The sequence below is a fragment of the Pseudonocardia sp. Cha107L01 genome (assembly GCF_052566575.1).
Window position 1 is genome coordinate 182,052 of sequence record NZ_CP199579.1, and the last position, 19,259, is coordinate 201,310.

The following is a 19,259-nucleotide window of genomic DNA, read 5'->3' on the forward strand; positions in this document are numbered from 1 at the left end:
GTCAGGCCACGGCGAATCTGATGCCGGGCCAACCGGCCGCGCCGTCCGGGATGGGTGGTGCCGGCGTGGCGGTCTGGGTGGCGCCGGTGGAGTCGGTGGCGCGGCACTGGATGTAGTGGCTGCCCGCCGCGAGCGCGAGGTCGATCCGCCACATCCGCCAGGTCCGCGGGTTGACCTGGGGGGTCAGTTGCGCCGGCCGCCACGGACCGTTCTCGTCGATGCGGACTTCGACCCCGCCGATGCCGCGCGGTTGGGCCCAGGCGATCCCGGCCATGGCGACGGTGCCGTCCCGGCCGGGTGTGAGTGTCTCGAAGGGGCGTGGGCGGTCGACCCTGGACTGGGTCTTGATCGGTGCCCGTTGCGCCCAACCGCGTTGCAGCCAGTAGGCCTGCTTGGCGTCGAAAGTGGTCAGCTCCAGGTCGGCCAGCCACTTGGTTGCCGAGACGAAGCCGTAGAGCCCGGGTACCACCAGCCGTACCGGGAACCCGTGCTCCGGCGGCAATGGTTCACCGTTCATCCCGATGGCCAACAGCGCGCCGCTGTCCGGGCGCAGCAGCACGTCGGTGGGCGTGCCCGCGGTCCAGCCGTCGATGCTGGTGCTGAAAAGCTGCTCGGCACCGGGCGCCACCCCGGCCTCCAGCAGCAGGTCCCGCAGCGATACGCCGGTGAAGTTGGCGGTCGAGATCAGGTTGCCGTTGACCTCGTTGGACACGCAGGTCATCGTGATCGTCTGCTCCAGCAGCGGCCGCGCGAGAAGGTCGTCATAGGTAAGCCGCAGTTCCCGCTCGACCAGACCGTGGACCCGCATCGACCAGGACTCGGCGGTGACCTCGGGGATCCGCAGTGCGGTGTCGATCCGGTAGAAATCCCGGTTGGCGGTGAGGAACGTCGGGCAGCCGATCGAGGCGAAGTCGGCGCCGGGCGGCAACGCGGGCGCCGGTCGGGTCGGTCTGATCCGCCCGAGCAGTGCGGTGCGTGAGCGCGCGACCCCGCCGCCGAGCGACGAGCCGGCGACCGCCGCACCGATCCCGCCGATCCCGACAGCGACGGCGGCCAGTAGCGCGCTCCGTCGGGACACGCCGCCGGGCCGGTCCGCCGCCGGACCCCGCGACCGGGTGGCCAGTGCGTGCAGCCAGCCGAAGACGGCGAGCCCGGTGAGCAGCGCGACGAGCGGGGCCACCAGGTTCAGCGGCGCGAACACCGGGGAGAAGATCACCGCCGCCAGCCCGGCCACACCGAGAGCCGCGATCGCCACTCGCCCCGGCAATCGCCGGCGCCGCGACGCGAGGCCGGCGATCACCGCGATCAGGAGGATGACCGCGCCGATGCCGACCAGCAGTGCCAGCTTGTCCGCGACGCCCTTGCCGATGCCGAGCGCGGGGAACTCGAGAGACTTGCCGAACTCGGTCAACCCCGCCGGCGAGAGCCGGACCACTGTGTCGGCGACCGCCTGGAACGGCGCCGAGGCCGGTGCGATCAGTGCGGCGGCGAGTTGGCTCAGACCCAGCGCGGCGCTGACCGAGGCGACCTCGATCAGCGCGGCGACGGGTCCGGGCACACCGGCCGAGCGGGGTGCGGTGTCCGGCGGAGTCGCGGTGATGCTCACCTGGCTGGTTCGTCGCGCGCCCGGTGCCGGATTGGTCTCGACCCCGGGCTGTCAGCCACCGCGACCCGGGTGCCTCAGGTAGGCAGGTCGAACAGCACGACCGGGGTGGTGGTGGGTTGCGGCGAGCCGCCGGCCGGCTCGATGGTCAACCCGACCTTGGTCGCACCGGAGAGGCCGCCGAACCGCAGCGGGTCCGCCCGGTTCGACGCCGCTGCCTGCACCAGTCCCACCGAACGGGGGTGGCCCTGGCCGATGAGCCAGGCCTGGTACGTGTGCCCCGGCGGGGGCGCGGGCAGGTCGGACACCAACAGCACGGCCTGGTTCAGCTCGTGGGAGGCGAGCACGAACACGGTGCCACCGCGCACCCCGACCCCGGACCCGCCCCGTGCATCCGGCGCCGCGGCCAGTTGTTGCACCGGCGCGTACTGCGCCTGTGCCTGGGCGAGCTCGGCCAGTGCGGTGTCACGTTGCTGCGCGGTACGCACCGTGACCACGCCGAGCACCACCGCGGCGGCCGCCGCAACGGCCGCGGCGGCCGCGGTCAGCCGCACCGCCCAACCTGCACCGGTGCGCCGCCCGGCCGGCCCACTGCGCGGCTGCGCGGGAACCGGTCCACCCGCCGGGGAGTTCTGGCGGGTGATGGCCACCTCGGCCAGCACCCGGCGGCGCAGCGAGTCCGGGGGCTGTTCGGCCGCGGCGATGCCCAGTTTGGCCGCGGTCGCGCGCAGCTCGTCGACCTCGCGGGCACACTCCGGGCACTGGGCCAGGTGTGCCTCGAACTGGCGGCGCTCGAGCTCATCGAGCGCGTCGAGGGCGTACGCGCCGGTCAGCGTATGAATGTCGGGGCTGCTCATCACGCCACTCCCAAGCAATCGCGGAGCCGGATCAACCCGTCGCGCAGGCGAGTCTTCACCGTGCCCAGTGGTGTGTTGAGAAGTTCGGCCACCTCGGAGTAGGTGCGCCCGCCGTAGTAGGCCAGCTCCACGGACTCCCGCTGCAACGTGGTCAGCGAGCCCAGGCAACGGCGAACCTGCTCACGTTCCAGGTTGGTGGTCACGGCCTCGGCCACCTCGTCGAAATCCCGGGCTCCCGACTCGGCGCAGAACCGCTGCTCACGGTCGCTGCGCGCCTGGGCCGAACGAACCCGGTCCACCGCGCGCCGATGGGCGACGGTCAGCGCCCAGGTCAGCGCGCTGCCCTTGGCCGGGTCGTAGCGCGGGGCGGTCCGCCACAGCTCGACCAGCACTTCCTGCGCGACCTCCTCGGTCTGCGCGGTGTCGCGCACGACCCGACGTACCACGCCCAGCACCGGGCCGGCGACCAGCGGGTAGAGCTGTTCGAACGCCGACTCGTCCCCCTTGGCGACCTGGGCGAGCAAGTCCTCGGCCGTCGCCGGGCGCGGGTCGCCCCGCTCGTCCCGTCTCTCGTCACCGCGGCGGAGTGGCCACACCGGATCTCGCATCACAAGCGCCCCTCGCCGTCGGTACCCAGCCAGCATTCGGGGCCACCGGGCTCACGGTTTGGTCCGCGACCAAAATTCGCCCGCCGCTTCTGCCGAACGGACGAATTCGGTTCCGGACCAAGCCGACGCCACCGCGGGTCCGAAGCAACCACGTCACCGTCCGGCCCCCCGACGAGGGGACGCCGCGGACCAGCACCACCCTCGAGAGGAACCGACCATGCGCATCACCCGAATCGTGGCCGCACTGAGCATCACGATCGCCGCCGCCGGTCTGACCGCCTGCGGCAGCAGCGAAACGCCCAGCTCCGCACCCGGCACCAGCCAGACCGCCGCCGCCGCACCGGCCACTACCAGCACGGAGGCGGCCAGCCAGTTCGGCTCCGCCTGCGGCGCGGTACCGACCAGCGGCCCGGGCAGCTTCCAGGGCATGGCCACCGACCCGGTCGCCACCGCCGCCAGCCACAACCCGGTGCTGTCCACCCTGGTCACCGCGGTGAAGAAGGCCAACCTGGTCGACACCCTGAACAGCGCTCAGAACATCACCGTGTTCGCCCCGGCCAACACTGCCTTCGACAAGATTCCGCCGGCGACCCTCAACAAGGTGCTCGCTGACAACGCGACGCTGACCAAGATCCTGACCTACCACGTGGTCGGCCAGAAGATCACCCCCGCCGACCTCGCCTCCGGTGACTTCAAGACCCTCGAGGGCGCCAGCCTCAAGACCTCCGGCACCGGTGAGGACTTCACCATCAACGGCGCCTCGCACGTGATCTGCGGCAACGTCCAGACCGCCAACGCCACCGTCTACATCATCGACAGCGTGCTCATGCCGCCGGCCGCGACACCGGGCAGCTGACCGCACCGGGAACTAGTGTCCTGTGGTGGGCGCCCCACGGACGGGCGCTCACCACGACCGGAGCACCGGGCACGGTCGGGGCCGCATCGACGGCCGGGTCAGGTCCTGTTCTGCACCCACCGGCGTTCGGGATGAAACCTCGCTCCAGGAGCGCGTACGCCTCGGCGAGGTCACGAATCGCTACCCGCCTCCGCGGTGCGGAGCAGCAACTCCGGCGAACCGGTTAGTGCGCCGACGCGCCGGTGTTCGATCTACTCGGCGGCGAACAACGACCGCGGCTGCGAACCTCGGGAACTACTGCTGGGTGACCAGCGTCGGCTCCGGCGGGCCGATGTAGATCGTCTTGCCCCACGTGTTGTAGTGCGAGTCCAGCTTGAACCGGCCGGTCGCGCCGGGCATGGGCTGGTCGATCAGGGTCCGGAGCGGGCGGTGGCTCTCGTCGAGCCAGATCGTGAGATCCACACTGGTCAGGCCGGCGGCGAGCGAGTCGCGGAGCGCCTGGCCGATCGCGGGGTTGGGTTGGTTGGCCGCCGCTTTGGCTACGTCGGCGTGCAGGTCGTAGCGCACCCCTCGGGCACCGTCGATCGCCTCCTCGGCGGAGTTGGTGATGGTGACCGCGTCGCCGTACCGGGCGAAGAACATCTGCGGGTCGGAGATGCGCAGCGCCGCCGCCATCGGCAGGAACCGCCGGTAGAACGGATCGGAGGTGTAGCGCCCCAGTTGCACCCACGACTTGCGCGGCGGCAGGACCGCGTCGGCCGGGGGCTTGAGGTAGACCGCGCTGGGCTGGACAACGAGCGTGACCTCCGCCGGGGCCGCGCCGGGCCGCTGGACCTGTTCGGCGAACTGCATCGACGCGCCGCCCTGGTCCAGGCGCAGCACCCCCACACCGTAGAACTCCTGGTCGGGCTGGCCGTCCACACCGCCACTGATAGTCATCTTCGCGGTCTTGTCGGCGTTCTCCCGCGTCGTCACCGCGGCATTCAACTGCTCGACCGAGGAGAACTTCGCCAACGGGGGTGGCCCCGACGGCACGACGGGCTCGGCCCGCCCGCACCCGGCTAACAGTCCGACGAGCACGAGGAGCGGTGCGGCACGGCGCATCATGGTGGTCTCCAGACTGAGCCAGGAACTCAGAGGACAAGATTCGGTCGGCGAGCGTTCGCGCAGGGTGCGACCGGCCCACGGCGTCGGTGGGCCCGGCGCCGCCCCGGGGTCACTCTGGCGAAGGATGCGGACGGCTCGTATGTAGGAACGACGAGCCCGCCTCCAGGTTTCTCGGCATCGCTCTCAGCCTCGGCGAGCCGGTGCCGTCGGCTCACTGCGTGGCCGGGCAGGGCCGCTGGCGAGTTGACCATGGGCACCCGCCGCTGCCAGGTCAGACGACCCTGGCCGCGGGATTGGCCAGGCGGGTGCGCGGGGTGGCGGTGATCAGCGGCCGGAAGATCGTCGGATCGGCCATCCTGAGCAGGCGCACCAGGACCACGCGCACGACCAGGTAACCGACCAGACTGATCACCGCGCCGAGCAGCAGCCCGATCAGGACGTCGGACGGGTAGGCCTCCGCGATGTAGACCCGGGCGAACGCCATCAGGGCCGCTGCCAGTGCCGTCCAGCAGCCGAGCTGGCGGCTGACCAGGAACAGTGTGGCGGTCACCGCGCCGGCCAACACGGCGTGATCGCTGGGGAACCCCGGCGCCAGGCTGTGCTGGGCCATGCTCACCAGGTTCGGGTACATCAGGTAGGGACGCCGCTCGGCGAACATCGCCGATATCGGCTGGTTGATCGCCAGCGCGAGCAGCATGCCCACCGGTGTCCAGAGCGCGGCCGCCACCGCTCCGAGATTCGGCCGCCGGCGCGCGAGCCACCAACCGGCGAGCATCAGCTCGGCGAACACGACGAAGCCGCCCGCCGTCGCGTAGAACTGCATCAACGGCTGGAGCCACGGCGTCGACCTTGCGAACGCATTGATGGCCAACAACAGCTGAATGTTGATCGTCATGGACATGTCCTCCACGGGGTGGGCGAGGGAACGATCCCATCGACTGCCCGGCTTGGCTACCCCCTCGGCGAGGGGACAGTGGGCTGTTCGGCAAGACGGTGGAAGATGACCCGCCCGCCGTCCTGGGCTCCGCCTGGGTCATCGGCCTGTTGGTAGCTCCCGGCTTGGAAACGCACCGTCTGGCCTTGGAACGGCGCTGGGATCGGCGCCACGACCTGATGGGTGTCGCCGCCGTGCGACGCGGTGAACGCGAGGCTGCCGTTGCCCAGATCGGTGATGGTGAAATCGAACTGGCTGTTGAGCCCCACGTTGTTCAGCAGCGGGTACTTGTTCGAGCTGCTCCCGCTCTGCTTCTTCTTGACCACGACCCTGACCTGCCCGTCCTGGAAGCGCAGCATCACAAAGGGCACCGAGCTGATGTCATCGGCCCCGTGGATCTGGCCGAGGATGATGCCGCCGCCGTCCTGGGGCACCTGCAACAGCGTCACCGAGGCGGTCAAGGTGTGTGGGCCGGTGCCGGCCTTGAAGTTGGTGAGACTGTCCAGCTCGGTGCGCGGATTGTCGGAGTTCTTGGTGGTCGCCCCGGACGCGGGCGCCCAGAACATCAGCCCACCGTCAGGGGTCGCGCTCAGCCAGGGTGCTTTGAGGGCCGCCGGCTCAATCGTTGTCGCGTCGCCGTCGTCGTTCTCCTCGGGAATGCTCAACTTCCAACCGTCGAGGCTGATCCCCACGGGTTGAGGTGATGGCGGTGTGGCGGAGGCGACCGGTGGGCTCGACGGCGGTGACTCCGGGTGCGGGCCACCTGCGACGAGCAGACCGATCCCCAGGCTCGCGACGAGCACGACCGCGCAGGCCGCGGCGATTGCCGACCGTCGCCGTCCGAGCACCGCGCCGATCTTGTGGGGTAGTTCGCGCCGCGTCACGCTCACACGCTAGCGTGACCACCGAGTGTGACCGGTGGCTGTCCTCGGACGCGGGCCCCCCGACCTCCCGATCCCGGTCACAGCGCATGGGTCGTCGCGGCAGCGCGGCGTGCGGATCGGTATCGAGGCGACGCTGCCGCCCCGGCAGCGCCATGGGTGCCAGGCATGATCCGTTCGGAAAGTGGGGCCCTCAGCGCGCGGCTCGCCGAGAGGGGCGAGCTCGCCGGTCCACGGTCAGGGTGCCGGTACCGGCGGGACCGTGGTGTATGCGCACTTCCACTGACCCACCCCGGGCGGGGGCGCGGGCGGACACAGCAACCCGATCCGCTGGGGCCCGCCGGCGGAACTGCTACCGCCGAAGTAGTCCCTCATGATCTCCCCGGCGCGCGCGTGGCGATTGTGCAGGTGCCAGTGGTAGTTGTGTCCGGTGTCGTCGTCCGCGAGCTGAATCGGCATCGCTGACGACGAGACCTGCACCGGTGCCGGCGTCGCGGCGAAGGCGGTACCGGCCGCCACGAACATCGTCGCCACGGCGGCGGAGGCGGTAACGGCAATGGGATAGCGGGTTCGGTTCACCTGGGTCCTCCTCGATTAAAGATCGCAATCACGAGATTACCCGTCAGATCATCTTCGGCAATGGCCTTGACGGCGCCCGGACCCGGTGGGGTGATCCGCACCGCACGGGGCCCTCAGCCCAGTACCCGGGAGAGAAACACCCCAGTGCGTGCGTGGCGGGGTGCGACGAAGACCTTGGCTGTCGCCGCTGACCATCATGGTCGAGGAGCTGGGCGACCGTGGCGGCTGGCCCACCCGTGCATCCTCCCCGACATGATGACGCCCGACTCCCGGCGCACCCGCGTGGCGGAGCACAGCGCCCTCGTCCAGCGGTTGGAGGAGCAGGACCTGCCCGGCGTGATCGAGGCACTGGGCCAGCACCGCAACCGGTCCCGCCTCCCAACCGCGAGCGCCACCGCGACCGCGACCGCGACCGCCCGAGGCTCGAGCATGACGCCGGCCACTCTCGCTTGACCTCAAGTCCAGTTGAGGGTCGAGAGTCGGGAGCACGCGGCGCGGACACGCCTTGCGCCGCCCCTCATCGAGGAGTGGCGCGATGCCCGACTACCCCCCAATCACTTCAGGCCACACGTTCAGCGGATTCGATGCACGCGCTCTGTCGCCCTTGATCTGGACGATGGACCCCAGCTCGCTTTCAGATCAGGCCGAGCTCCGACTGGTCGCGAAGCGACTGATTTCCGCCACCGTCCTCGGGTGCCGAATAGTAGCGATCCTGCCGGTGATCGAGTCCTTTGTTGAGGACTTCTATTCGACCAGATCCGATGCGGCGACGGAACTCACCGAACCCGGGCGACGCGAGCTTGCGGCCGTTCTATCGGTCGGAGGTGCGATGTCCGGTTCGCTGGTCTCGATGGCCGTGACCGAACTCGGGTCACCCGCGGTGTCACTTCGAGCTGAGTGGGCCACCAGCGACGATGACCGCGGCGCGGCGATGCATGCGATCCGAACAGCGCCGATCCGAGAAGCCCTCGCCACCAGTGCCATCGTTCTTGTCGCCGGCCTCCAACATGCCCGCGATTTCGACTCTGCGCCCGGTGCCACCACAAGCACCTGCGAAATATGTGTTTCCCAGTTGACAGCCACACTGGGCGCAACCGAGTACGAGCCGTTCAGGCAGATTCGGCCACTCCCCCAGCCACCCACCGGGACCGCCGAGGGGCGACGACTGCTGCCTCGACCGGTTCGATGACCGGATCTCCACGACCTGAGTTCCCTCAGCGGTCCTGACCCATCATGACGACCGCGATGACGGCGTCCACGGGTGCGGAGCCCGCCAGCGGTGCGGGGTGCTCCGCTGGGCGAACGCCTGCCCGGTCGACAGCTCCGCGGCTGTCCCGTCCTCCATCTCCAGCACGATCTGTCCGGACAGGACGAGCCCGACGTCGAGCGTGGGAGCGTGGAGGAACGCCGGCGGCGCAGCGGCGGGGTCCTCGGGCGCCATCCCCGGCATCTCCCAGCGCATGCTCTCGCGCACACTGGCCCAGCTCCACCGGGACGGTCTGATCACCAGGACCGCCTATGCCGAGGTGCCGCCGCGGGTGGAGTACGCCCTCGCCCCCCTGACGCGCCTGCCAGCGCAGAAGGACGCTCTAAGCCAGGAGCAGGCGTTCGCGGAACAGGTCCAGAACTTGGTCCAACGCCACGCGGGTGGGCTGGCCGGGCTGGTCGACGAGGTGCTCGGTGAGCACCGAATGCGGGGCCATGACCGCGTCCGGGTTTGCGGCGGAGTCGTCCAGCTCAACGGCGACAAAGGCCTCGCCGAGTTCCTGACGCAGGAACCGGAAGCGGCTCTCCGGCACGAACCGGTCTCCCCGGAAACGCAGGCCGACGACCTGCAGGCCGTCATTCGCGCAGCGGTTCTTGACCACCGCGAGGTCCTCCGGCGCGATGTCGATCGAGTGGCGTTGCGCCCGGGTGATGGGCAACGGCATGGACGGCTGGGACAGGACCGGGACGAGGAGCCGGTCGTCCGTGGCCATCGCGAGCGCGTAGCCGCCGGTGAAGCACATGCCAACCGCGCCGACCCCCGGCCCGCCGCACCGCTGGTGTTCGTGGGTGGCGAGCGCGCGCAGCCAGCCGACGACCGGGGAGGTCTTGCCGGTGGCCCAGACGGTGAACTCGCGGCTGACACAGGCCCGCAGGATCGAGCCGGCGATGTACCCGACCGCCGGGAGCACACCGCGCGCCGTCGGGTGGGGGTCGCGCCCGGGCTCACCGAACAGCCGAGGGAGCACCGCGGTGCAGCCGACCGCCACGACCCGGTCGGCGAACTCGAGGACCTTCGGCGTGATACCCGGCATCTCGGCGATCACGATGACCGCCGGTCCGCTGCCTTTGCGCAGCACCTCGTGAACCACCCCACCATGGGTGAACTCGTCCCGGTCAAACCCACTGAGGTCGTGATCAGCCATTGCTACGCAACCTTCGACACTGGGGAGCGATTGCGGCACAAGGTGGGTGCCGATCTCCATCAACTTACCGTCCGAGTGGGCTTACGGCGGCCTTTCCCCGTTCTCCTGTGAGGCGGTCAGGCGTTGAATGCCTCCGTGTCGATGACGACCAGGACTTTGATGTCGTGACCGCTCTGGGATCGCTCGAACGCGGCCGCGACGTCGGTGAGCGGTTGGGTGTTGGTCACGATGTCGGCGGCCCGCACGGCGCCGCTGCGCAGGAGCTCGATGGCTTCGGCGTAGTCGGCGGGGAGGTAGGTCGCGCTGCCTTGGATTCGGATCTGGTGGTCCTGGATCAGCGGGAGCGGGATGGTGACGTCCTGGGCTGGAACTCCCACTACGACCACGGTGCCGCCCTTGTCCGCGAGTTGGATGGCTTGGCCGAGGGTCGGGGCGATGGCCACACAGTCGAACACCACGTCCGCGCTTTCCCCCAGCGCGGTTCGGATTTGCTCGACCGCGTCGGGTGCGGCGGCGTCCACGACGGCGTCGGCGCCGAGTTTGAGGGCGAGGTCGCGTTTGCTGGCCAGGACGTCGGTGGCCACGACCCGTTTCGCCCCGTGTGCGCGAACGACCGCGAGCAGCAGCTGGCCAATGGTGCCCGCGCCGAGGATGACGACGGCGCGGTCGGTGATGTCGCCGGCGATGCGTACGGCGTGCACCGGAGTCGAGAGCGGTTCGATGAGCGCCGCGCCCCGGTAGTCGAGGTCATCAGGGACGGTGTGCAGGCGGTTCGCCGGGATGGTGAAGTAGTCGGCCATCCCGCCCTGGGGGTAGCCGCAGCCGAAGAACTGCAGGTTTTCGCACAGGTTCTGCTGGCCGCGCCGGCACTGCTTGCAGTTCCAGCAGGGCAGGTCGGGTTCGACGGTGACGCGCTGACCGGGGCGAACGCCGGTGACGGCCGCACCGATCGCGGTGACGACGCCGACTACCTCGTGGCCTGGCGCGTAGGGCAGTGGAACGAAGGGGTGGCGTCCGTGCGCGGCGTGGGTGTCCGAGCCGCAGACGCCGGCGACGACCGAGCGCACCAGCGCCTCATCGGGTCCGGGTGTGGGGATGGGGGCCTGTTCCACGGTGATCCCGGTGCGCGAGACCACCACCCGTCGCATGGTCTCGGGTGTGCTGCTGGGCATGGCGGTCCTTTCCGGACTCAGGCTTGCACGACGTTCATCCCGGCATTGTGCAACCGGCGAGCTTTTCCTCGGCGTACTCGGTGCGGGCGCCGCACACGTCGTTCGCGGCGTGGTTCACCGACATGATTCACAACGGTTTACCCGCGGCCCGAGCACGAGCGTCAGGCACACTCACGGTGGTCTACTCTCAGCCCCGTATGAGAAGCTCCGGCCGCACCAGGGACGCCGCCGGCAACGGATGGGGAGGCATGGTAGCGAGGAGCGCGCGGGCTATTACCGCGCTGCTGGCGCTGCTCATCCTTACCGTTCTCGCCCTCACTCCCGCCAGCGAGGCGACCCCGGAGTTGCTATCGGCCTCCGGTGGCGTCTCCAGCGAGCCGCTGGAAGGTGGCGCGCCGCACGATTGCCATCGTGAACCCTTGCACGGCACCCACTATGTGGCGGGCCAAGCGTCCGATCGCGCGCGCCCCGGGTCGGCCGACAGGCAAGTGCGTCTGGGCTTTCACGGAACCGATTCCTGCTCCTGGCGGACCGGGAGCACCGATCTCGCCGTTCTCCGGGCAGCCGGCCCGGCCGGGCATGATCTGCAAGTCTGGCGCTCCCCGCCGTCTCTGCAGGTATTTCGACTCTGATGAGGCACTTGGTGAAGCGCAGCTTCACCAGTCGCTGATACGGCACACACGCATCACTGACCCGTAGTTACCTCTTTCGCGAGGATGCGTTGTGTGCCGGTTCTCCCGAGCGGAATACCGCAACGACTCATAGATGGAGACCTGCCATGATGAACTCAACTTCACTGCTGGATTGGATCATGGACCTGTTCCGTGACCCGCAAGCCCGGGCCGCGTTCCAGGAAGACCCGCAGGGGTATGCCGCTGACCACGGGTTTCAGGACCTGTCAGCGAACGATGTGTACGACTCGCTGTGCTTGATCGCCGATTCCCAGTCCTCCGGTTACGACTACAAAGGCGGCGGCGAGGGATCAGTGCACTACCCGCCGCCGCACCACCCGGACGCATCGGGAGAGGACGCGGGACGTTATCTCAACAACTACATCACAAACAATTACCAGGTCATCGAGAAAAACGAAACGAACATCGACAACTCGGTGCACCAAAATATCGACACTGACGGTGGTGACTTCAGTCAAGTGATCGACAATGATCCTGTCGTCGCGTCAGGTGACGGCGCGGTCGCGGCCGGCGCGGACATCAGGGACAGCACTGTCACCACCGGCGACGGCAACGTGGTCGGAGACGGCAACCAGGCCGTGACCGGGGATGACAACACCAGCGCCTTCGGTTCCGGGGACGCCACCACCGCCGATCTGAGCGGCGGAAACTTCGGCGACGGCGCCGCCGTGTCGGTGGGCGGCGACGCGACCGGGAACAACACCGACAACGACACCACCACCTCAGTGCGCAACTCCGGCTCAGGCGACACCTCCGTCAACGCCGCCGGCGATCACGGCTCCGCCGACCAGTACGCCAACCAGAACGAGACCGACGACAGCACACACAGCAACTACGAGAACAACTCGAACACCGACAGTCACGACAACACCAATTCGCACAACCAGAGCGACTTCCGCGACGACCACAGCAGCACAGTCGACTTGCCCAGCTAATCGGCTCGCGACGGAGCTGGGCTACGGCTGCGGTTGTGGGCCTCGGCCCAACTCCGTCGCGTCGGCGGCAACCGGCCGGCCAACTCAGACCGGGAGGACCGAAGGCGACGTTCACCTACGGAGGCGTCAAGACCGCTCCCGCCGGCGATTAGGTCGGTCGGTGGCTTGACCGCGCTTCATCGGCAGGACGAGACTTTTCGGCTCTCCCGGTCGAGAGGGGGCCAGCTCATGACCTGGTCCATCCGTGGTCGCTACTTCGAAAACTGTTCCTGCGACATGCCGTGCCCGTGCACGGTCTCGTTCGACGCCGGTGCTGACACCGAACGCTGCCACGCCGTGCTGATCTTCCATGTCGACAGCGGCGCGGTGGACAACGTGGACGTCAGCGACCGCACCGTTGTGGCGGTGGCAGACGCCCCGCAGGTCATGACGGACGGCAACTGGAAGCTCGCGCTCGTGGTGGACGACCAGGCCACGGACGAGCAACTCGAGAAGCTCGGTTCTGTCTTCGGCGGTCAGCTCGGGGGCCCGATGGAGGCACTCGCACCGCTGGTGGGCGAGATGCTCGGAGTGGAACGAATGCGTATCGAAGTCACCGAGAGCAACGGCAACCACAAGCTGACAGCCGGTGGCGCACTCGAGGTCGAGGTCGACGACGTCGTGCCGTTCGGCGTGGAGACCGGCCGACCCGCCAAACTCGTCGACGTCTTCCATCCCGCCAACAGCGAGCTGACCGTGGCGAAGGGCCGCTCACGGGTCGGCGTTCTCGGCCTCGAGTGGTCCCAGGAGGGCACCTCGGGGTTCTCCGCTCCCTTTGCCTGGTCGGGCTAGATGACCCGGGCGCTGGTGCCGCAGCGGTCCGACCGCCTTCTGACGATCGTTCCGCTGCTGGTCCTCGCGGCGGTGTGTTGGGGCCTCGTGCTCTGGCGGATGGGTGACGCGGACGCGGGCCCGGGGGCCGACCCCGGGACGATCGGCTTCTTCACCGGTATGTGGACGGTGATGATGGCCGCGATGATGCTGCCATCGTTGTGGCCGACAGTCGTGGTGTATCGGAGGTTGCAGGCAGCGCGACGCGAGCGCGGGGACAACGCCGTGCGGATAGGACCGGCTCTGCTCGTCGTCGGTTACCTAGGCGCCTGGACTGTCGCCGGGCTCGTCGGCTTTGTCGTGCTGAAGGCCGGGCGCGCCCTCGAGATCGACGTCCTGAGCTGGGACCGGGGCGGACCGGTGCTGGCCGGCGGTGTGATCGTCGCGGCCGCCGTCTACCAGCTCACCCCGCTCAAGGACGTCTGCCTGCGACATTGCCGCGGCCCCTTCAGTTTCCTGCTCGAGCACTGGCGACCCGGCACGCTCGGAGCTGTTCGGATGGGTGTGCGACACGGCGTCTGGTGCATCGGCTGCTGCTGGGCACTGATGGCCGCACTGTTCGCGCTCGGAGTGATGAGCATCCCGTGGATGGCCGCGATTGCCGTGCTCATCGCCGTTGAGAAGCTCCTGCCGTGGCGCCGGGTCGCGACGACCTTCGTGACCGTCGCGCTGTTGGTGCTCGGTCTCGCGGTCGTCCTTGTTCCCGAGCGGGTTCCGGGACTAATGGCACCCGGCGGCCCAGCGATGCACGACATGAACATGTCCATCGGGGCTATCGGCGCATGTGATCCTGACCAAGGGAAGCCACCTCTTCGATGACGTCTGCCGCATGTGCTGCTCCCCCGGCAGCGCGGCGTTGGAGAACTGGTCTACCGCTCGCGGGATCGCGATCATCGGCACCCCGTTGGCCAGCCCCTCCGAGCCCATCGAAACGAGCACGAGTGGCCTGTCCGGCTCCGCTTGGTGCGGCCGTGCGTCCAGGCAGGGGCCGACGAACGTGTAGACGTCGGGGTCGACCCGGGGCGGCGTGCGGCTGGAGCGCCCGCGGGATCAGCACGACCGAGCGCGGCGGCCGACCGGTGAACGTCTCCGGGTCGAGGTCCACCCCCTGCGCGGCAAGCCAGTCCGCGAACCGCCGTCGGACCGGTTGGCCGCGCCCGGTTATTCAGGCAAGCCCGACAGCCGGGGCCACTGGTCGTCCGGCGGTCCATTCAGGGATCATGTACGCCCTGTCGGGCTACTTTGGACCTTGTGCAGTGCTTCGGACGACTCCGCTGGGCTTGCGGGCGGAACGACGGCATCTGGAGCGGCGTCACCAGCGCCCACCAGACGAAACATTGTGCACGCTTGCCTGGGCGAGCTCGAGCGCTGGGGAAGAGGGCGGTGGCCGCGTGAGGAGTTGCCGATTCGGTTGGCCGGGCCCGCTGGGCGGCCTCGTCGCGGGGGCGGTCGGGGTCGCGGCGGTGACCGGACTGGTCTGGGCGCTGCAGTCGGTGGTTCCGGTGTCGGCGCTGGCGGGTCTCTACGTGCTGGCGGTGCTGCCGGTCGCGGTGTTCTGGGGGGTGTGGCCGTCGCTGGTTGTCGCGGTCATGTCGGCGTTGGCGGACGACTACTTCTTCTTCCCTCCCATGTTCGCTCTGACGCCGACCGACCCGGACATCCTGGCGATCCTGGTGATCTCCGCGGTGACGGCGGTGGTGGTCAGCGTGCTGGCCGGACGGATGCGGCGGCGTGCGGGCGAGGCGGAGTCGTTGGCTGGGGAAGTTCGCCGGTTCGCCGAGGGGCAGGCGGCGCTGCGACGGGTCGCGACCCTGGTGGCCCGGGCAGCATCGCCGGAGGAGGTGTTCGCGGCGGTCGCTACCGAGGTTCGGCGGGTGCACGCCGTCGACCTGACGGTCATGTGCCGCTACGACCCGGACGGCGTGTTGACCTACGTCAGTTGGAGCCAGAGCGGCCACGAGGGGCCGGTCGGCGTCCGGGTGCCCCTCGGTGGGCGCAACGTGGCCCGGCTGGTGTTCGACACCGGCCGGCCGGCGCGGATCGATGACTACGGCAAGGCTTCCGGCCCGGCCGCCGACATCGTCCGCCCGCTCGGGCTCCGCGCCGCCGTCGGGGTGCCGGTCAACGTCGCGGGCCGGCTGTGGGGCGTGATGACTGTCGGGTCGATGGGCGAGCAGCCGCCGCCGGCGGACACCGAGGAGCGGTTGGCCGGGTTCACCGAGCTGGTCGCGACCGCGATCGCCAACGCGCAGGCCCGTGTGGAGCTGCGTGGCTTCGCCGAGGAGCAGGCCGCGCTGCGACGGGTGGCGACCCTGGTCGCCCGGGCGGCGCCGCCGGAGGAGGTGTTCGGCGCGGTCGCGGCGGAGGCCGGGCGGCTGCTGGAGGTCGACGTCACGATCCTGAGGCGGTTCGAGGACGGCGAGCACGTGTCGGTCGGTACGTGGTGGAGCGGCACCGGCGTCGGCGAGCCGTTTCCCCTCGGCACCCGGGTACCCCTCGGCGGGCGGAACGTGATGTCGTTGGTGTTCGAGACGGGCCGGCCGGCGCGCATCGACGACTACAGCGTCGCCTCGGGCCCGGACGCCGACGCCGCACACGGCTGGGGGCTGCGCTCGGCCGTCGGCGTGCCGATCAGCGTCGAGGGCCGGCTGTGGGGCGCGGTGACGGCGGCGTACATGCGTGATGAGCCGCTGCCGGCGGGCACCGAGGAGCGGTTGGCGGGGTTTGCCGAGCTGGTCGCGACCGCGATCGCGAACGCGCAGGCCCGGGTGGAGCTGCGTGGCTTCGCCGAGGAGCAGGCCGCGCTGCGCCGGGTGGCGACCCTGGTCGCCAGGGCGGCGACGCCGGAGGAGGTGTTCGCCGCGGTCACCGCCGAGGCGGGACGGGTGCTCCATGTCGATTACAGCAGCATGATCCGGCTCGACCCGGACGGTGCGATGACGTGGGTCGGCTCGTGGAGCGACACCGACGCCGTGTTCCCCATTCCCCTCGGCACCCGAGCCGAAGTCGGGGGGCGGAACATGCCCACGCTGGTGTTCGAGACGGGTCGGCCGGCGCGGATTGATTACGCCGACGCCTCGGGCGCGGTCGCTGATATTGCCGTCGCGGTGGGTATCCGCTCGGCGGTCGGCGTGCCGATCAGTGTCGCTGGCCGGCTGTGGGGTCTGCTGGGCGCGGTATCCACGCAGTTGGAGCCGCTGGCGGCGGATATCGAGGCGCGGCTGGGCGGGTTCGCCGAGCTGGTCGCGACCGCAATCGCCAACGCGCAGGCCGGGGTGGAGCTGCGGGGTTACGCCGGGGAGCAGGCCGCGCTGCGACGGGTGGCGACCCTGGTCGCCCGGGCGGCCGCGCCGGGGGAGGTGTTCGAAGCGGTGACCGCGGAGGTCGGGCGGCTGCTGAAGGTCGACTTCACCGTCCTGAGCCGCTACGAGCCGGACGGTGCGGTGACCGTCGTCGGCGCCTGGGGCAGAGTCCCTGTGAGCCGGCCTCGGCCCATCGGTCTGCGCCTGGAACTCGGCGGCCACAACCTGCACACCCTGGTGTTCCAGACCCGCCGGACGGCCAGGATCGAGTACGCCGAGGCCGGCGGACCTCCCGCCGACGTTGCCCGCGAGTGGGGGTTCCGCTCTGCTGTGGGCGTGCCGATCAATGTCGAGGACCGGCTGTGGGGCGTCGTCAGCGTAGGTTCCGCCAGCGAGGAACCGCTGCCGGCGGATACCGAGCCGCGGCTGACCGGGTTCACCGAACTGGTCAGCACCGCACTGGCCAACGCCGAGGCCCAGGCCGCGCTCACCGCGTCGCGGGCCCGGATCGTGGCCGCCGCCGACACCGCCCGCCGCCGCATCGAGCGAGATCTGCACGACGGAGCCCAGCAACGGCTGGTGACCCTGGCGCTGCACCTGCGCGGCACCGTGCAGGCGGCCGTGCCACCCGAGGCCCACGAGCTCAAGGCACACCTGGACGAGGTGGCCGCCGAAGTGGTCAGCACCCTCGACGAGCTGCGCGAGCTCGCCCGCGGCATCCACCCGTCGGTCCTCGCCAAGGGCGGGCTACACCCGGCGCTCAACACGCTCGCCCGCCGTTCCTCAGTCCCGGTCGATCTACAGATGCGAATCGACAGGCGACTACCCGAACAGATCGAGATCGCCACCTACTACGTGGTCTCCGAAGCACTCACCAACGCGGCCAAGCACGCCCACGCCTCCCACGTCCACGTCAAGGTCGACACCGACGAGGCCGACGCCGTGCTGCGAGTCCAAGTCCGCGACGACGGCCGCGGCGGAGCCGACCTGTCCGGCGGGACCGGCCTTGTCGGACTCAAAGACCGGATCGAGGCACTCAGCGGCCGGCTTTCCGTTCAGACCGCCCCTGGCGCAGGCACCACCGTGCGCGCGGAGCTGCCGCTGCACTCGGGCAACGTACTGCCCGGATGAAGCCGTCAGGCCAACTTCCTTACGCGGCGGTCACCCCGAGGTAAAAACAATTCCCAGTCCAGACGCGGAATGCCCGCATGCCCGGGCGAAAAGAAACGCTCTCCGACCGCATGAAGGCGGTTTTCGGCGACCTAAGCGCGCGACCGGAGGCATGTGCAGCTAACGGGTAGTCGGGCACTCCGGCCACCGCCCCTTGGGAACGGGTGGTGGCCGCGATGCTCCGGAGGCCAATCATGGTGAAGCTGAAATTACAAGGCTAACGCCCGCCGCGCAGAAGGAGGAAATCATGATTGCATCGGTCCAGCTCAGTACCGTGACCGGCGAGCACCTTCTTGCAGTACAGGCGAACGATCTAGATCCCTACATCACTCTCACGGTCCGCCAGCACAGCCTCTACCTCACACGCGATCAAGCCCGTCAAGCCGCTGACGCACTTCGCGCCTGCGCTATGACAGCCATCAACGACGAGTTTGGCAACATGGAGGAAATCCTTTGAATCCCGGTGAAGATCGCCGGCTGCTGGTCACCGGCGCGCGCCGCGAGCAGAAGGTGCTCTACCGCGTGCCATACGACATCGACCTCCTCGAACGGTGCGGATATCTCATCGCCGTCGCAGGCCATACCCACGACACACCATGACAAACACCAACGACCCCAGCATCCGCCAATCTCGCCACCCCGGGCTCGACCACCACGAACGCATGCGACTCCGGGCCGCCGCGTTCCGCGCAACCAGCGTCTACCCCGGGCCCGTCGGCGAGCTTCTCTCGCGGGAACTGCTGCTCTGGGAGGAATTCGGCTATCGGCTCGGCACCGGCGGACTGATCAACGGCGTAGTCGACGCCATCATGACCTCCCTCCCAGCCTGACCCAAGGGACACCGACGTAAATTCCGCCTGAGCGGTGATTGACCGGGTTCCGGCGTCAACCCCGCAACGCGCCCCGATCCAGCCGGGTGGTCCCGTAATGCGGCCGCCGACGTCGTCGCCGCTCCAACCGTCGCGGCCGCTCCGATCGTGTGCAGCGAGATCCTCGGCCTACCGCGGGCGGCCGCGAGCCGGCCACGGCACTCGGCAACCACACGTTCGCACTGCCCGCGCCTGTCGCCCAGTTGCAGCTAGCAGGTACCGGGAGTGCCGGTCAGCTGGGAACGAGAAGGGGCGCTGGCCGCGGCGACGCCGCGCGCCATCGACGCGAAGCTGGCGGGGAGGAGCGTCGGGTCACACTGGCGAACCCCGCGACGACAGCGATGCAGGCGGTTGGATCAGTAAAACACGAGGCACGGATCGTGCGGCGTCGGCTGTGGCGGCTGACAACCAGT

Annotated in this window: 20 protein-coding genes; 10 read left to right on the top strand and 10 right to left on the bottom strand. The window is 69.5% G+C overall.

Annotated elements, in window-relative coordinates; translation table 11 throughout:
* Nucleotide 1 precedes the first annotated feature (1 nt).
* From ACTXG6_RS00955 to sigK, 3 genes are all read right to left on the bottom strand, one after another.
* Nucleotides 2–1,606 (bottom strand): molybdopterin-dependent oxidoreductase, encoded by a 1,605-nt coding sequence (locus ACTXG6_RS00955; RefSeq protein ID WP_445185848.1) that lies wholly within the window; start codon nt 1,604–1,606, stop codon nt 2–4.
* 74 nt (nt 1,607–1,680) lie between these two features.
* The gene (locus ACTXG6_RS00960; RefSeq protein WP_445185849.1) at nt 1,681–2,460 is read right to left on the bottom strand and encodes an anti-sigma factor; all 780 of its coding nucleotides are present in this window, start codon (nt 2,458–2,460) and stop codon (nt 1,681–1,683) included.
* Nucleotides 2,460–3,068 carry an ECF RNA polymerase sigma factor SigK gene (gene sigK / locus ACTXG6_RS00965; protein ID WP_445185850.1) on the bottom strand — a complete coding sequence of 203 codons (609 nt, stop codon included), beginning with the start codon at nt 3,066–3,068 and terminating at the stop codon, nt 2,460–2,462. The genes ACTXG6_RS00960 and sigK overlap by 1 nt, the downstream gene beginning before the upstream one ends.
* Nucleotides 3,069–3,285: 217 nt before the next feature.
* Between sigK and ACTXG6_RS00970 the strand changes: the two genes are divergently transcribed.
* A complete protein-coding gene (locus ACTXG6_RS00970) occupies nt 3,286–3,924 on the top strand; it encodes a fasciclin domain-containing protein (protein ID WP_445185851.1) in 639 nt (212 codons plus the stop codon).
* A gap of 294 nt (nt 3,925–4,218) precedes the next feature.
* On the opposite strand, the gene ACTXG6_RS00975 is transcribed toward ACTXG6_RS00970, so the two are convergent.
* From ACTXG6_RS00975 to ACTXG6_RS00990, 4 genes are all read right to left on the bottom strand, one after another.
* Entirely contained in the window at nt 4,219–5,031 is an 813-nt protein-coding gene (locus ACTXG6_RS00975; RefSeq protein WP_445185852.1) for a hypothetical protein, read from the bottom strand.
* Nucleotides 5,032–5,302: 271 nt separating this feature from the next.
* Nucleotides 5,303–5,926, bottom strand: a complete 624-nt coding sequence (locus ACTXG6_RS00980; protein WP_445185853.1) for a phosphatase PAP2 family protein — start codon at nt 5,924–5,926, stop codon at nt 5,303–5,305.
* Between the two features lie 56 nt (nt 5,927–5,982).
* A complete protein-coding gene (locus tag ACTXG6_RS00985; protein WP_445185854.1) occupies nt 5,983–6,849 on the bottom strand; it encodes a polysaccharide lyase family 7 protein in 867 nt (288 codons plus the stop codon).
* A 234-nt stretch (nt 6,850–7,083) separates the two neighbouring features.
* Nucleotides 7,084–7,425, bottom strand: coding sequence for a hypothetical protein (locus tag ACTXG6_RS00990; RefSeq protein WP_445185855.1), 342 nt, complete (start codon nt 7,423–7,425; stop codon nt 7,084–7,086).
* 252 nt (nt 7,426–7,677) lie between these two features.
* Here ACTXG6_RS00990 and ACTXG6_RS00995 point away from each other — a divergent pair, with 252 nt between their 5' ends.
* Nucleotides 7,678–7,878, top strand: a complete 201-nt coding sequence (locus ACTXG6_RS00995; protein ID WP_445185856.1) for a hypothetical protein — start codon at nt 7,678–7,680, stop codon at nt 7,876–7,878.
* A gap of 82 nt (nt 7,879–7,960) precedes the next feature.
* Entirely contained in the window at nt 7,961–8,614 is a 654-nt protein-coding gene (locus tag ACTXG6_RS01000) for a hypothetical protein (protein ID WP_445185857.1), read from the top strand.
* Nucleotides 8,615–8,656: 42 nt separating this feature from the next.
* Here ACTXG6_RS01000 and ACTXG6_RS01005 read toward each other — a convergent pair whose 3' ends face one another.
* The 3 genes from ACTXG6_RS01005 to ACTXG6_RS01015 all read right to left on the bottom strand — a co-directional run bounded on the left by ACTXG6_RS01005 (nt 8,657) and on the right by ACTXG6_RS01015 (nt 11,008).
* Nucleotides 8,657–8,899 carry a hypothetical protein gene (locus ACTXG6_RS01005; RefSeq protein WP_445185858.1) on the bottom strand — a complete coding sequence of 81 codons (243 nt, stop codon included), beginning with the start codon at nt 8,897–8,899 and terminating at the stop codon, nt 8,657–8,659.
* Nucleotides 8,900–9,014: 115 nt separating this feature from the next.
* A complete protein-coding gene (locus tag ACTXG6_RS01010; protein WP_445185859.1) occupies nt 9,015–9,836 on the bottom strand; it encodes a dienelactone hydrolase family protein in 822 nt (273 codons plus the stop codon).
* A gap of 116 nt (nt 9,837–9,952) precedes the next feature.
* The gene (locus ACTXG6_RS01015; RefSeq protein WP_445185860.1) at nt 9,953–11,008 is read right to left on the bottom strand and encodes a zinc-dependent alcohol dehydrogenase; all 1,056 of its coding nucleotides are present in this window, start codon (nt 11,006–11,008) and stop codon (nt 9,953–9,955) included.
* A 778-nt stretch (nt 11,009–11,786) separates the two neighbouring features.
* Between ACTXG6_RS01015 and ACTXG6_RS01020 the strand changes: the two genes are divergently transcribed.
* The 7 genes from ACTXG6_RS01020 to ACTXG6_RS01050 all read left to right on the top strand — a co-directional run bounded on the left by ACTXG6_RS01020 (nt 11,787) and on the right by ACTXG6_RS01050 (nt 18,807).
* Nucleotides 11,787–12,635 (top strand): IniB N-terminal domain-containing protein, encoded by an 849-nt coding sequence (locus tag ACTXG6_RS01020; protein ID WP_445185861.1) that lies wholly within the window; start codon nt 11,787–11,789, stop codon nt 12,633–12,635.
* 228 nt (nt 12,636–12,863) lie between these two features.
* Nucleotides 12,864–13,466, top strand: coding sequence for a DUF1326 domain-containing protein (locus tag ACTXG6_RS01025; protein WP_445185862.1), 603 nt, complete (start codon nt 12,864–12,866; stop codon nt 13,464–13,466).
* Complete coding sequence (locus ACTXG6_RS01030; RefSeq protein WP_445185863.1) at nt 13,467–14,324, top strand: DUF2182 domain-containing protein; 858 nt, start codon at nt 13,467–13,469, stop codon at nt 14,322–14,324.
* 572 nt (nt 14,325–14,896) lie between these two features.
* Nucleotides 14,897–17,938 (top strand): GAF domain-containing protein, encoded by a 3,042-nt coding sequence (locus ACTXG6_RS01035; protein ID WP_445185864.1) that lies wholly within the window; start codon nt 14,897–14,899, stop codon nt 17,936–17,938.
* A 286-nt stretch (nt 17,939–18,224) separates the two neighbouring features.
* On the top strand, nt 18,225–18,434 hold the full coding sequence (locus ACTXG6_RS01040) for a hypothetical protein (protein ID WP_445185865.1): 210 nt from the start codon (nt 18,225–18,227) through the stop codon (nt 18,432–18,434).
* Nucleotides 18,431–18,577, top strand: coding sequence for a hypothetical protein (locus ACTXG6_RS01045; protein ID WP_445185866.1), 147 nt, complete (start codon nt 18,431–18,433; stop codon nt 18,575–18,577). Before ACTXG6_RS01040 ends, ACTXG6_RS01045 begins: the two co-directional genes overlap by 4 nt.
* A complete protein-coding gene (locus tag ACTXG6_RS01050; protein WP_445185867.1) occupies nt 18,574–18,807 on the top strand; it encodes a hypothetical protein in 234 nt (77 codons plus the stop codon). The genes ACTXG6_RS01045 and ACTXG6_RS01050 overlap by 4 nt, the downstream gene beginning before the upstream one ends.
* Nucleotides 18,808–19,259: the final 452 nt, after the last annotated feature.

What these genes read in the sequence shown, in the direction of transcription:
- ACTXG6_RS01025 (WP_445185862.1), top strand. Translation starts at nt 12,864, where the DNA reads ATGACCTGGTCCATCCGTGGTCGCTACTTCGAAAACTGTTCCTGCGAC.
- ACTXG6_RS00995 (WP_445185856.1), top strand. Translation starts at nt 7,678, where the DNA reads ATGATGACGCCCGACTCCCGGCGCACCCGCGTGGCGGAGCACAGCGCC.
- sigK (WP_445185850.1), bottom strand. Translation starts at nt 3,068, where the DNA reads ATGCGAGATCCGGTGTGGCCACTCCGCCGCGGTGACGAGAGACGGGAC.
- ACTXG6_RS00980 (WP_445185853.1), bottom strand. Translation starts at nt 5,926, where the DNA reads ATGACGATCAACATTCAGCTGTTGTTGGCCATCAATGCGTTCGCAAGG.
- ACTXG6_RS00960 (WP_445185849.1), bottom strand. Translation starts at nt 2,460, where the DNA reads ATGAGCAGCCCCGACATTCATACGCTGACCGGCGCGTACGCCCTCGAC.
- ACTXG6_RS01040 (WP_445185865.1), top strand. Translation starts at nt 18,225, where the DNA reads ATGATTGCATCGGTCCAGCTCAGTACCGTGACCGGCGAGCACCTTCTT.
- ACTXG6_RS00970 (WP_445185851.1), top strand. Translation starts at nt 3,286, where the DNA reads ATGCGCATCACCCGAATCGTGGCCGCACTGAGCATCACGATCGCCGCC.
- ACTXG6_RS01050 (WP_445185867.1), top strand. Translation starts at nt 18,574, where the DNA reads ATGACAAACACCAACGACCCCAGCATCCGCCAATCTCGCCACCCCGGG.
- ACTXG6_RS01020 (WP_445185861.1), top strand. Translation starts at nt 11,787, where the DNA reads ATGATGAACTCAACTTCACTGCTGGATTGGATCATGGACCTGTTCCGT.
- ACTXG6_RS01030 (WP_445185863.1), top strand. Translation starts at nt 13,467, where the DNA reads ATGACCCGGGCGCTGGTGCCGCAGCGGTCCGACCGCCTTCTGACGATC.
- ACTXG6_RS01010 (WP_445185859.1), bottom strand. Translation starts at nt 9,836, where the DNA reads ATGGCTGATCACGACCTCAGTGGGTTTGACCGGGACGAGTTCACCCAT.
- ACTXG6_RS01015 (WP_445185860.1), bottom strand. Translation starts at nt 11,008, where the DNA reads ATGCCCAGCAGCACACCCGAGACCATGCGACGGGTGGTGGTCTCGCGC.
- ACTXG6_RS00975 (WP_445185852.1), bottom strand. Translation starts at nt 5,031, where the DNA reads ATGATGCGCCGTGCCGCACCGCTCCTCGTGCTCGTCGGACTGTTAGCC.
- ACTXG6_RS01000 (WP_445185857.1), top strand. Translation starts at nt 7,961, where the DNA reads ATGCCCGACTACCCCCCAATCACTTCAGGCCACACGTTCAGCGGATTC.